16 protein-coding genes are annotated in these 12,140 nt (G+C 50.7%); 6 read left to right on the forward strand and 10 right to left on the reverse strand.

The features are described from left to right. Nucleotides 1–26: 26 nt before the first annotated feature. Genes QWZ17_RS21410 through QWZ17_RS21420 form a run of 3 tightly spaced genes read right to left on the reverse strand, consistent with a single transcriptional unit; the run spans nt 27 to nt 2,879 of the window. Complete coding sequence (locus QWZ17_RS21410; protein ID WP_290307357.1) at nt 27–872, reverse strand: SDR family oxidoreductase; 846 nt, start codon at nt 870–872, stop codon at nt 27–29. A 4-nt stretch (nt 873–876) separates the two neighbouring features. After that, on the reverse strand, nt 877–1,668 hold the full coding sequence (locus QWZ17_RS21415) for an SDR family NAD(P)-dependent oxidoreductase (protein WP_290307359.1): 792 nt from the start codon (nt 1,666–1,668) through the stop codon (nt 877–879). Further along, nucleotides 1,668–2,879 (reverse strand): zinc-dependent alcohol dehydrogenase, encoded by a 1,212-nt coding sequence (locus QWZ17_RS21420; protein WP_290307360.1) that lies wholly within the window; start codon nt 2,877–2,879, stop codon nt 1,668–1,670. Before QWZ17_RS21420 ends, QWZ17_RS21415 begins: the two co-directional genes overlap by 1 nt. A gap of 20 nt (nt 2,880–2,899) precedes the next feature. On the opposite strand from QWZ17_RS21420, the gene QWZ17_RS21425 reads away from it, so the two are divergent. From QWZ17_RS21425 to QWZ17_RS21435, 3 genes are read left to right on the forward strand one after another with little or no spacing between them, the layout of a single operon-like run. Continuing rightward, nucleotides 2,900–4,519, forward strand: a complete 1,620-nt coding sequence (locus QWZ17_RS21425) for an FAD-dependent oxidoreductase (RefSeq protein ID WP_290307361.1) — start codon at nt 2,900–2,902, stop codon at nt 4,517–4,519. Then, complete coding sequence (locus tag QWZ17_RS21430; RefSeq protein ID WP_290307362.1) at nt 4,509–4,973, forward strand: hypothetical protein; 465 nt, start codon at nt 4,509–4,511, stop codon at nt 4,971–4,973. The genes QWZ17_RS21425 and QWZ17_RS21430 overlap by 11 nt, the downstream gene beginning before the upstream one ends. Before the next feature lie 22 nt (nt 4,974–4,995). Continuing rightward, nucleotides 4,996–5,505, forward strand: a complete 510-nt coding sequence (locus tag QWZ17_RS21435) for a DUF892 family protein (protein ID WP_290307363.1) — start codon at nt 4,996–4,998, stop codon at nt 5,503–5,505. A gap of 50 nt (nt 5,506–5,555) precedes the next feature. Here the strand turns inward: QWZ17_RS21435 and QWZ17_RS21440 are convergent, their stop codons facing one another. Further along, the gene (locus QWZ17_RS21440) at nt 5,556–5,714 is read right to left on the reverse strand and encodes a lmo0937 family membrane protein (protein WP_290307364.1); all 159 of its coding nucleotides are present in this window, start codon (nt 5,712–5,714) and stop codon (nt 5,556–5,558) included. A 54-nt stretch (nt 5,715–5,768) separates the two neighbouring features. Here QWZ17_RS21440 and QWZ17_RS21445 point away from each other — a divergent pair, with 54 nt between their 5' ends. Both QWZ17_RS21445 and QWZ17_RS21450 read left to right on the forward strand, forming a co-directional pair. Then, the gene (locus tag QWZ17_RS21445; RefSeq protein WP_290307365.1) at nt 5,769–6,521 is read left to right on the forward strand and encodes a DUF72 domain-containing protein; all 753 of its coding nucleotides are present in this window, start codon (nt 5,769–5,771) and stop codon (nt 6,519–6,521) included. 72 nt (nt 6,522–6,593) lie between these two features. Further along, a complete protein-coding gene (locus tag QWZ17_RS21450; protein WP_290307366.1) occupies nt 6,594–7,115 on the forward strand; it encodes a hypothetical protein in 522 nt (173 codons plus the stop codon). A gap of 73 nt (nt 7,116–7,188) precedes the next feature. Here the strand turns inward: QWZ17_RS21450 and QWZ17_RS21455 are convergent, their stop codons facing one another. From QWZ17_RS21455 to QWZ17_RS21470, 4 genes are all read right to left on the reverse strand, one after another. Then, nucleotides 7,189–7,554 (reverse strand): response regulator transcription factor, encoded by a 366-nt coding sequence (locus QWZ17_RS21455; protein WP_290307367.1) that lies wholly within the window; start codon nt 7,552–7,554, stop codon nt 7,189–7,191. Beyond that, entirely contained in the window at nt 7,544–9,097 is a 1,554-nt protein-coding gene (locus QWZ17_RS21460; RefSeq protein WP_290307368.1) for a PAS domain-containing protein, read from the reverse strand. Before QWZ17_RS21460 ends, QWZ17_RS21455 begins: the two co-directional genes overlap by 11 nt. A gap of 110 nt (nt 9,098–9,207) precedes the next feature. After that, a complete protein-coding gene (locus tag QWZ17_RS21465) occupies nt 9,208–9,732 on the reverse strand; it encodes a DUF892 family protein (RefSeq protein ID WP_290307369.1) in 525 nt (174 codons plus the stop codon). Between the two features lie 18 nt (nt 9,733–9,750). Next, nucleotides 9,751–10,176 carry a response regulator gene (locus tag QWZ17_RS21470; protein ID WP_290307370.1) on the reverse strand — a complete coding sequence of 142 codons (426 nt, stop codon included), beginning with the start codon at nt 10,174–10,176 and terminating at the stop codon, nt 9,751–9,753. Between the two features lie 395 nt (nt 10,177–10,571). Here QWZ17_RS21470 and QWZ17_RS21475 point away from each other — a divergent pair, with 395 nt between their 5' ends. After that, nucleotides 10,572–10,799 (forward strand): hypothetical protein, encoded by a 228-nt coding sequence (locus QWZ17_RS21475; RefSeq protein ID WP_290307555.1) that lies wholly within the window; start codon nt 10,572–10,574, stop codon nt 10,797–10,799. A 236-nt stretch (nt 10,800–11,035) separates the two neighbouring features. On the opposite strand, the gene QWZ17_RS21480 is transcribed toward QWZ17_RS21475, so the two are convergent. Continuing rightward, on the reverse strand, nt 11,036–11,224 hold the full coding sequence (locus QWZ17_RS21480; protein WP_290307371.1) for a hypothetical protein: 189 nt from the start codon (nt 11,222–11,224) through the stop codon (nt 11,036–11,038). Between the two features lie 54 nt (nt 11,225–11,278). Next, nucleotides 11,279–11,860 (reverse strand): DUF4142 domain-containing protein, encoded by a 582-nt coding sequence (locus tag QWZ17_RS21485; protein ID WP_290307372.1) that lies wholly within the window; start codon nt 11,858–11,860, stop codon nt 11,279–11,281. Between the last annotated feature and the right edge of the window lie 280 nt (nt 11,861–12,140).

Genomic DNA, 12,140 nt, shown 5'->3' on the forward strand with positions numbered 1-12,140 from the left:
AGATTAATTTTTTATCGGCGTATGCTTTAACCGTTGACGACCTCCCCGCCGTTGACATGGATGACCTGGCCGGTAATGAATGATGCGTCATCCGAAGCCAGGAAAACATAGGCCGGGCCGAGTTCCGAAGGCTGGCCGGCACGTTTCATAGCGGTTTCGCTGCCGAAAGATTTGATCTTTTCTTTATCAAAGGTCGAAACGATCAGCGGTGTCCAGACCGGGCCGGGCGCAACCGCGTTGACCCTTATTTTCTTTTCCGTCAGATTGGTCGCCAGCGAACGAGTAAAACTTGTGATTGCGCCCTTGGTCGAAGAATAATCGATCAGGTTGGGCGACGAGCGGTAAGCGGTAACCGAGGTCGTATTAATGATACTATCGCCTTCGTGCAAGTGTTCCAGCGCCTCGTTGGCAAAATGGAAATAAGCGAAGATATTCGTGCGGAATGTATCCTCCAGTTGCTTTTCATCGATCGACTTTGGGTCTTTCTGCGGTAGTTGCATCCCGGCATTATTCACCAGGATATTCAGTTTGCCCAGTTTATCTACCGTTGCTGCTACTGCTTTTTTACAAAATGTCGCTTTTTTGACATCGCCTTTCAGCAACAAGCATTTCCGGCCTTCTGTTTCGATCAGGCGTTTGGTTTCTTTAGCATCGATATCTTCATTCAAATACACAATGGCTACATCCGCACCTTCACGGGCAAAGTGTACACTAACGGCGCGTCCGATACCGGAATCGCCCCCGGTAATAAGCGCCACTTTGTTGAGTAGCTTGCCGGAACCGGCATAGCTGCTTTTAATATATTCCGGAGCCGGGTCCATACTGGCCTCGATGCCGGGTTGTGTATTTTGTTTTGCCGGGGTCTTTGCCATAACGTTACGAGTTTTGTTCTACCGGTTTTTGCTGTTCATACATCGTATGAGCGACGTTGCTATCCGGCATTAAGTTGCTCATATTTACCTCTAATTTGTTTTTGAATCCCGATATCACGCGGCCGGTGCCGGCCATCAAAGCTTCATAACCGTCTTTCGCCACGTCAGCCGGATCAGATAAGGCTTCCTTATTCTGCACGATCTTGCTGTCCAGCATACCGGCTTTGTTAAAGAAATCGGTATCGGTAGCACCGGGCATCAGCGCGGTCAGCGTTACGCCGCTGTCTTTGATCTCTTCGCGTATCGCAGTGGTAAAGGACAATACGAAAGCTTTGGTCGCATGGTAAACCGCCTGCCAGGGGCCGGGCAGTTTGCCGGCGACAGAACCAAGATTTAATACTTTACCATCGCCACGGGCGACCATTTCTTTTAAGAAGTATTTGGTGAGGATGACGGTTGCGCAGATATTCAGGTGAACAATGCCCAACTCACGTTCCAGTTCGTTTTCGGTGAATAATCCGTAAACCCCCTGGCCGGCATCGTTCACCAAAACGTCTATAGGTGTAGTGATCTCGCTACAAAGCGCTTTAGCCTGTTCCATATCCGACAGGTCTTTGGCAATGGTAGTTACGGTAACACCATAGTTCATCTTGAATTCCTGTGCCTTTATGTCCAGTTCTTCCTGATTCCTCGAAACGATGATCAGGTTATATTTATCGCCGGCAAATAGTTTTGCCAGTTCATAGCCGATGCCACTGGTGGCACCGGTGATCAAAGCGGTTTTTTGATTTTCCATTAGTTTTCGATTTTGATCGGTTCGTCTTCGTTTTTGGTCGGTTTTTGTTGTTCCCAGGGTTTCAGTACTACTTTCACGCAGTCCTCTTCTTTTTTGTCAAAGATCTCGTAACCGCGGGTCACTTCGCTCAGCGGTAAAGTGTGCGATATGATATCATCCAGCACCACTTTTTCGGTTTTCACCAGTTCGATGAGGTGGTCAATATAATTCAACACCGGTGCCTGGCCCATTTTCAGGGTAATACCTTTATCAAAAACGCGGTGCAGCGGGAAGTTGTCGTAAGGTGATCCATAAACGCCCATAATGGACACGGTACCCATGCGGCGGACGGCTTTAAAACACATATCGAGCACTTTCATGCTGCCAACCTCGAAATTGAACATGGCTTTGGCTTTGTCCAAAATATTACGCTCGGGTTCAAATCCGACAGCGTCCACGCAAACATCAGCGCCACGGCCGCCGGTCATTGCGCGGATGGCTTCTACCACGTCTACTTCATGGGGGTTAAGCGTTTCTACTTTGTTAACGGCTTTGGCCTTTTCCAGGCGGTAGTTCAGCGGGTCAATGGCGATCACCCGGCTGGCACCATTCAGCCAGGCGGCTTTCTGCGCCATCAGGCCGACAGGTCCGGAACCAAAAATGGCCACCACTTCACCACCCTTTAATTGTGCCCAATCAATAGCCGACCAGCCGGTAGGGAAAATATCGGTCAGGAACAAGACCTGTTCATCGGTCATGTTATCGGGCACGACACGAGGGCTGATATCCGCATACGGTACGCGCACATATTCGGCCTGGCCGCCGGAATAGCCGCCATACAGGTCGGTATAGCCGAACAGGGCCGCGCCTTTCTGATCGGCCATATCGCCGTTCGGGCCATAATGTTTGTAGTTGGAATTTTCGCAGGCGGGCGAGGCATCGTGCTGGCAGAAGAAACAATGGCCGCAGGAGATGGGGAAGGGTACGACCACACGGTCCCCTTTCTTCAGGTTCTTGACGCCCTTGCCGACTTCTTCGACGATGCCCATGAATTCATGGCCCATCACCATGGGTTTCGGTTGTGGTACGCCGCCGCTGAGGATGTGCAGGTCAGATCCGCAGATCGCAGTAGAAGTGACCTTTAAAATAACGTCCGAGTCCTGTTCCAGGCGCGGGTCTTCGACGGTATCGTAACGGATGTCGCCGGGTTTGTGAAATACTGCTGCTTTCATAAGTAGTTTTTTAAGTTTTGATGTCTTTATTTAACTTGAAAGAAATTTTTTTGTTTATTAATATGAAAGATAGTTTCAAACATGACGGCCGTTGTCTTTGTATTTATAGTATGGCAACACAATATGAACCAGGTATCGCCCGTGACGGCGCGCAACAGAGCCCCTGGCAAATCAATTTAAATAGTATCAGCACGCCGGCGACGGTGGCGGCAGGAACGGTTTATGACGCACTGGTCGTCGGCGGCGGGATGACCGGTTTTACGGCGGCGATCGGTTTGGCTAAAGCCGGTAAAAGGGTCGTCCTGGCGGAAGCGCATACGGTGGGTTTTGGTACGACGGGCGGCACGAGCGCGCATATCAATACTTTTGCAGATACGACTTATGCGGAAGTTGATCAGCCGGAATTGTTTGCCAATGCGGTAACGGAGGGTGCCGGGCTGATCAAGACATACATCGACGAATTTAAGATTGATTGTGATTACGAAACGAAGGCCGGTTATCTGTATGCCGAAACGGATAAAGAGGCCAAACAGTTGAATGATATTTACGAAGGGGCGATCAAAGCAGGTGTTGCGGTCGAATACGTAAGTGAGGTACCGACACCGGTGGACTATAAAAAAGCTTTGTTATGGCCGGGGCAAGCGCAGTTCCAGCCGCTGAAATATTTGCTGGGATTGGAAAAGGCTTTCTTGTCTTTGGGCGGCGTGGTCTTAGAAAACACCCTGGTGAGCGGGGTAAACACGGCTTCAGGCATCCATATTGCGGACACCAATCACGGTCCGGTAAGCGCCAGAGCGGTGATCTATGCGACACATCTGCCGCCGAATATCAATGTGTTCAATTTTGAATGCGCACCCTACCGCAGCTATGTGATGGCGGTCAAAATCAAAAGCGGGAAATATCCCGAGGCCTTAATTTATGACAGCCAGGAACCCTATCACTATGTGCGCACGCATGTGATCGACGGTCAGGAACTGTTATTGGTAGGCGGGCTGGACCACAAAACGGGGCATGAAGATCCGGAAAAGGCTTTTGCCGATCTGGAAAAGTATGTCAGAAAGTACTATAGCGTTTCGTCGGTAAAATACCGTTGGTCTTCGCAATACTATGTACCGGTTGACGGGCTGCCTTATATCGGGCAGATGCCGCTGGCGGCTAACGGCATTTATTGTGCGACGGGTTATAATGGTAACGGGATGATGCTGGGTAGTATCGCCGGTAAAATACTGAGCGATCTGGTGACGGGCAGGGAAAGTAAATATGAACAACTGTTCAGCCCGGCCCGGGTCAAACCGGTAGACAGCTTTACGGAGTTTGTCAAAGAGAACGCGGATGTGGCCTATCATTTTGTGGCCGACAGGTTTGGGATCAAGGACAGCGATTCGTTGAAACGTTTGCAGCCGGGAACGGGCAAAGTGGTCGATGTGGACGGTGAAAAGATCGCCGCTTACCGCGATGAAGCCGGAAAGATCCATGCTTTGAGCCCGATCTGTACACATGCAGCTTGTATCGTCAACTGGAACGCTTCGGAGAAAAGCTGGGACTGCCCTTGTCACGGTGCGCGTTATGATATTGCCGGTAAAGTGCTGACAGGTCCGGCTACAAAAGACTTATTAAAAATGGATGCCGATGAAAGCTAAGGAAATATTGATCCCGGGTATTACCGGTACCACCTTTATGACGCTTTTCAGCTACCTGGTTTCGCTGGCGGACGGTGAAAACTTCAGTGAGCCGGAACGGCTGGGCCAGCTGGCGGGGCGGTTGCTGCCGAAACTCGATGAGGAACAAAGCCAGGCGCTGGGCTGGCTGGGGCATTATAGTGTGGGCCTGCTTTTTGCTGTAGTGTATGTGGAACTTTGGCGCAGCGGTAAATTAAGGCCTGACTGGAAAACCAATCTGTGGCTCGGTGGCATCAGCGGTCTCGTTGCCGTTGCCATCTGGAAATCGACCTTTAAAATGCACCCGCTGCCGCCTAAACTTAATTTCGACAAATATTATTTACAACTAGTTCCGGCGCATGTGGTGTTCGCCCTGTTTGCAGGAATTGGTTATCAGCTTCAACGAAAAAAAACGCCGGGCGGACACCCTAATTAAGCCGGGCTATAATCATAACTATATGGAAAATCAAAGCCGCCAACCATCGCATTTACTAAGCACGGAGGAGCTCCGGGTCTTCTTTATCAGTCACCTGAACCGTATTTATTGCGCCAAAAACCAGCTGGTGGACAAATTGCCGCAGTTGGGCAAACGTTCGCATTACCTGGACCTGCAGCAGGCCATCGGCGAAACCATCGATATAGTCAGGATGCAAATCAAAAGGATGCAGGAGATATATATCCGGCTGGACACTTTTTATCAGCCGGAGAGTTGCGTGGGGCTGGCGGGCATCCTGGATGAAGCCTTTCAGTCCATCGGTGCGCCGGGCGACAGCGCGGCCTTACGTGACCTTTCGATATTGTTCTACATGTATAATATCGAGAGTATTGAAACATCCTCGTTTAAAACGCTGCTCCGCGTGGCTGATCATTTCCCGGATAAAGCGGTGGTCCAGTTGCTGGTCGAATGTTATGATGAAGCCAGGGAAGATAAGGTCTTGTTCCGTCAGATCACCGAAGCCTACGTATAAGAAAAAGGCCGGCTTATAGGGCCGACCTTTTTTTAAAATGTCTGCACTGTTTACACGACAGTCGTGTCGCGGCGCAGGAAGCCTAATACCAGTGAAATAATGGCGATCACCAGTAAAACGTGGATCAGGCCGGTAGCTGAATAAGCGAAGGTGCCGATAGCCCAACCTATGATCAGGATAACTGCGATGATATACAATAATGATCTCATAACTGAATGTTTTAGTAAATGTTGGTTAAGGTTATGCAATAGTGATACCAAAGATTGACAAGTGATAAATTTATTTACGGAATGATGGAATGGCATATCGGATGTTCGGGCTTTCACTATAAGCACTGGAAGGGCGCTTTCTACCCGGAGGGGCTGGCGCAAACGAAATGGTTCGGCTTCTACGCCAATCAGTTCGAAACGCTGGAACTGAATGTTACATTTTACCGGTTCCCGCGGATGCCGGTATTGCGTACCTGGTATGAGCAGGCGCCGGAAGGTTTCCGGTTTTCGGTCAAGGCCCCTAAGGCGATCACGCACTTCAAACAGTTTCATGGCACCGCCGGGATGCTGGCCGACTTTTATGGCACGGTCCGTGAAGGCTTGGCGGACCGCCTGGGACCGGTGCTGTTCCAATTCTCACCACGTTTCCGTTATGATCCGGAGCGGCTGGCGAGAGTGCTCGATCAGTTGGATCCAGGCTTTACCAACGTACTGGAGTTCCGCCACCCGGGCTGGTGGCGCGAAGAGGTGTTTGCTGCCCTGCGCGAAAAGGAGGTGACTTTTTGCGGGATGAGCCACCCGGAACTGCCGGTGGAACCGGTGGTGACCGGGCCGGTGGTCTATTACCGTTTCCACGGGGTACCGGACCTATACCGTTCAGCCTATAGCCGGGCTGCACTTTCGGCTGTGGCTGACGCGATCAGTAGCGAACGAGGGGTGCGGGAGGTTTGGTGTTATTTTAATAACGACGCGGCAGTGGCGGCTATCCCTGACGCGCGCCTGCTGCGCTCACTGGTTGGAAAATAATTTAATTTTTAAGAAACAAAGGTTTCGCGGCACCTGTTATCTCTATACCAAATAATTCTAAATTCTACAATTATGGAAAACAACACAGGAGGATCGTTCAATCAAAACGATCAGAACCAAAGCAGTGGTTCAGCAGATCAAAACAATCAACAAAACCGCAGTGGCGATCAGGAGCAACAAAGCAATTCGGGCATAGGCGGCAGCCAGGGTTCCTCGAATCAGGACTGGAACAGCAGCCAGGGCCAGCAGGATAATAACCGCAGTGGTGGTCAGGAGCAACAAAGCAATTCGGGCATGGGCGGCAGCCAGGGTTCCTCGAATCAGGACTGGAACAGCAGCCAGGGCCAGCAGGACAGTAACCGCAGTGCCGGTCAGGAACAACAAAGCAATTCGGGCATGGGCGGCAGCCAGGGTTCCTCAAATCAGGACTGGAACAGCAGCCAGGACCAGCAGGAGAATAACCGCGGCAGCCAGCAGGAACAACAGTCAACAGGCGACCAAAGTTACCGCGACCAGGAGTCGGACCGCAGCGGCAACGACCTGCAGGATGATGAGCTGGACAACAGCGAGGGCGACCAGGATTCACAAATCTAAAAAGGGTATTCCCGCAACAAAGCCACGACAGTCTGCCGTGGCTTTGTTGTTTAAGGGCTTTTGCTTAAATAATTTATTGCTGGCTTAAATGTTGTCTGACCTTGCCGACCAGCTCATCCAGGTCAAATGGCTTGGCCATAAAATCGGTGGCACCGGCATTCATGGCAATGGCTTTGCCGTCGGTACTGGCCGATATGACGATGACCGGCAGGGCTTTGGTCGCGGGATTGTCCCGCAGGGATTTAAGCACCTGGTCACCTGAGAGTACCGGCATCCACAGATCAAGCAAGATCAAATCAGGGTGTTCGCGGTCAATGACCCCGGCTACATTCAGGCTGTTCACTTCGGGTATGGTTTGGAAGCCTTCTTCGGCCAGCACAATGTCAACGAGATCCAGGATACCTTCGTCATCGTCGCAGATCAGGATTTTAGCGGACATCGGCTGCTCCTTCCGCTTGGTCGAGTGGCAGGGTGAAACTAAACGTGGCGCCCTTGCCCGGTTCACTTTCTACCCAAAGCGTACCGCCATGATTTTTGATGATCTCTGCGCAGACGTAAAGCCCGATGCCCATGCCCGGGAAACGCTGCTGTATGTTCTTGACGCGGTAAAAGCGCTCAAATACTTTCTGGTGCTCATCGCGGGAAATTCCGACACCCTGGTCGGTAACAGCAACTTTAAGATAGTCGCCGACCGTTGATAAATGTAACTTCACCTGCTGCGCTTCCGGGGAATATTTAACGGCATTGCTCAGCAAATTAGTGATGACCTGCGAAATGTGCGATTCATCGCCGTTGAACTGGCTATCAGTTGCGCCGCTGATGGTAATTTCGTGCGAGTTTGTCGCCTGGCGGATGCTGTCCGCGGCTTCTTTGACCATCTGGTCAAAATCAAAGGGCTGCTTGTGCAGTTCGATGCTGCCGGACTGGATACGGGAAACGTCCAGGAGTTCGCTGATCAGGTTATTGAGCCGTTCCACATACAAGGAAGTTTTACTGACCGCGTTCTTTAATTTCTCGTCCCCGCTTTGCGCGGTCAGGCGGTTGATGATCTGGACGTGCCCTTTGACGGTGGTCAACGGGGTCTTCAACTCGTGACTGGCGATGGACAGGAAGTCGTCCTTGCGCTGTTCTATCGCGCGACGCTCGGTGATGTCTTCAATTGCCAATAAAATCCGGTCCTTATACTGGCCTTCCAGTTCGATCCGGTGCGCATTGAGCAGCATGAGTTTTTTACCGATATGCGGGAAATCATGGCTGACCTCGAAATCGATAACCGGGTTATTGGTCGGCAGGATCTGTTCGAGCAAGCGGCGGAGTTCGGCAATATCCCACTGGCCATTGCCCAGGTCGAATAAGCTGCGGCCCTCGGTTTCTTCGCGGGAAACTTTAAAGGTGCGCTTGAAATGATCATTGACAAATATGACCTTGTAATCCGGCGAAAGCACGATCAGGCTTTCGCGCACGGTCTGAACGATACTGGCGAGGTATTCCTCGTTTTCCCGGAGGCTTTGGGTCCGCTCGGCTACCCGCTGCTCCAGTTTCGACTGGTTTGACTTGAGTTCCTCCTCCGCGTTTTTTCGGCGGGTTACATCATTCTGAACACCGATGAAATAATCGACCGCTCCGCTGCTGTTCTTGATCGGCGATACATTTAGTTCATTCCAGAACAGGGTACCGTCTTTTCGGTAATTCCTGATCTCGATCACGGAGTTATTGCCCGCGGCGATATCCTGGCGCAGTTGCGCGCGTGCTGGCTGGTTGCGGTCGTCTTTTTGCAGGAACCGGCAGTTGTGCCCGATGATCTCGGCGCGGCTGTAGCCGGTGATCTGCTCGAACGCAGCATTACAATATATGATAGGATTATCCGGCTGGTTGTTATCGGTAATGATAATACCTGAAATGGAAGCGTCCAGCGCTTTTTTGAGCAACTCGACATCCTTGCTCACGATGTGGTCAGCCGTGTTTTTTTTTTCATCCGACATAGGTAGGTCACGCAATTATTGAAAAACTTATCAGATCTATTAAACCGCTTTGGCGTGATAATGTTTACAGGCAGTCGTCTAAAATTACGTTGTGCTGAAAAGCCGGGCGGTTATTTGGTGATGTATTTGGCGGCGATCAGCAACAATAAGGTGCGGTCAGCTTTAGCCTCATCGTAATTTTCCTGGAGCAGTTGTTTGACCTGTTTATTTTGCAACTTAACGGCGGCCATCTGCAAGATCTGGAAGGAGGCCATTTCCATACTCTCAATGTTTTGCAGATAAAATATGATCGACATATCGCGAAGTTCGGCTTCGTCTGCCTGTGCCGCTATGGCTTCAAACGCGTCGTCGACCAGGCCGGTGAGGCCCTTGATGTTGCCATCCGTATGGGTGGCATCCAGCAATTCATAAATGACGTCCATCCGGGCCATTTGCTTTTCCACGTCTTCAACGGTTTCGCGGATAGCCAGTTGCAGGTCCTTGAAGTAAGCTTCGTCGTTCAATTGCGGCAACCTGGTCACCAGATGGGCTTTAGCGCTGTAGATGCGGTTAAGATGATCAATGAAAAAAGTTTTTAATTTTTCTGACCCTAACTGTATTTGTCTAGGGGACGGTTTTCCTGGTTCATTTGTCATAGGCCTCATGCAGACAAGCTAGGCGAGGCATTCCTCCACCTTTGCCAGCAGATCAAAAATATCAAAAGGTTTTCTAATATAGGCATCTGCACCGCATTCTTTTGCGATAATGGACAGATCTGATTCGGCAGATACGAGCATTACCGGAAGATGGCGCGTTTCCAGCTGCGATTTAATTTCTCTACATATCTCCGGGCCGTTTTTAGCCGAACCGACGATCCGTACATCCAGCAGGATGAGGTCCGGTTGAATAACGCGGATATGTTCAGCAGCTTCGCCGGTGTTGGACATTACAATATCGTACCCATTCTCCTGGAATATAATATTTAATATTTCCAGGATGTCCTCATCATCATCTATAACCAATATTCTTCTTGTCATCATCAGGGATTTCAGCTGATAGTGCAAATAACCGTCCAACTTCGTCATTTTTCGGTATTTCATGAATTAACTGCTATTCGGGCTTGGATAAATAAATATCAGAGAATGTGCATTTTAGGCATTGGATATAAAACCCTACATTGATTGCATGCGAAACTGGTATCTGCGAGCTGTTTTTCAGTCCAGGATCAAATTGTACGGTGGACGGCAGGTGCACTCGCCGATTCGCTTTTCGATAAATACTCAGTTTTTATCGAATTCTTATTTGTCGTAAGTTTGCAAGCTCGTATGCTAATCCTGACTAGAGGTGGAAACATTGGGTAGAAAAATAAGGTTGCTTCCTCACCGGCAGGGCTGGAACCAGGAAGACGTGGCCCGTAAACTGGCTATTTCGGTTCCGGCTTATTCCAAGATTGAAAGCGGTGTCACCGATATGAACCTTTCGCGCCTGGCGCAGCTTGCCGGCATTTGGCTTATCGGTCGTGGACTTGCTGTCGCTGGACGAACAGGCCGAAAGACCGGTGCAGGCGAATGCCATCCAGGCCGTACGCGAACGTATCGCCGAGCGCGAGGCCGAAGTGATGCAGCTGCATAGAAAGGTAATCGATCTCTATCAGCAGCTGAGGATTGCGGGCCCCCGCGCTCATCAGGCGGTTGCAGCGGAAACCTTCGCGGGGTCGCGCTGATTAATAATAAGCACCCGTCTGCTGCCGCGCCGGTTTACGGTTAGCGCACTTAAGCGGAAACCCGGCTGGTTCAGCACTCTCCTGCACGGTAATTTGGGCAACGGGGATAAGCAGGAAGCTCCGTTTTGCAGTTCGATCACCACTTTATCTCTGATCGTTCCGATCACATCGCACGCTCCCTCCGGGCAGGTGACATGCTGGCCTTGAGCTGCATGATACCCTCCATCACTATTGATTTAAATCCGCCCCGAGGGATCGGCATTGCCATTGGCGAGGTTATTTTTGCGGCCGGCACTGTCCCGGCGGTTGCGGGAAATGGCGGCAGTGTCGCTGATCGGCGGCCCGCCCGCTTTGTTAACGCTGGTCGTATCGCGGGTGCCCCCCAGCGTTGCTTTATTGCGGCTTTCGTCGCAGGAAACCAGCAAGAGTGCGGCCAGGGCAAAAGCGGCCAGCGTCCGGGGTGAACAGTTCTTTTCATCTCATTTGAGTTTGGCTTTTATTTTTTCAGCGGCAGCGAGATGCATCTTTAATACGGGCAGTGTTTTTTTGGCGAATGCGGACATTTCGGGATATTTGACCACCTTAATTCCCCGCACAAACTCGCTCGTGTCCTGCGCATGGTCATCGATCATGGCGTCCGTATAGGCTTTATCAAATTCGCTGCCGTTCTTTTCGCCCAGCTCAGCTTTCAATTTAGTGGCCTCATCGGTCAGCTTTTCCGGCAACACGATATGTTTGCTTTTGGCCAGCGCTGTCAGCTCGGCATTGGCGGCGCTGTGGTCGCGGACCATCATGGCAGCGAAATCCCTGACCTCCGGGCTGGCGGCCTTCGCCTGAGCCAGTTTGCCCAATTCTACTTCAGCCAGGCCACCAGCCGCAGCTTTTACCGCGAAGGTCGCATCATCGCCGCTGATCTCCTGACCGAAAGATGCCGGGTGTTTCTTGTCGGCCGAATCTTTGGTCAGGTTAGTGCTGTCTGCTTTTTCGACGCTGTCCTTGGGCGCCTGGCTGCAGCCGCACCAGAGTGCAGCCAGCAGCGTTGTTGCTAAAATCCTTTTCATTTTTGATCGCTGTTAATTTCTTCCGTTTAGTGATCCATTTGGGCTCTGTCCTTTGGCTCAAATAACTTTACTCTCGCGCTTTTTTGTGCGCTCATCTCCTTACCCGTGCACTGTAAGTCTTTTAAATGGTGAACGTAGTTCAGGAACTGCTCGCTAATAAGGGATCTGTCTGTCCTTATACAACCAAAGGTGGTTAAGTATGGTTTTTAATTAATAAAATTTTTTAGAAAGAAAACCAACAAACATTTTTTAACCAATAGTAGTTATTGCAGAACACAAC

It is taken from the genome of Mucilaginibacter flavus, from assembly GCF_030409315.1.
In the GTDB taxonomy this organism is placed as follows: domain Bacteria; phylum Bacteroidota; class Bacteroidia; order Sphingobacteriales; family Sphingobacteriaceae; genus Mucilaginibacter; species Mucilaginibacter flavus.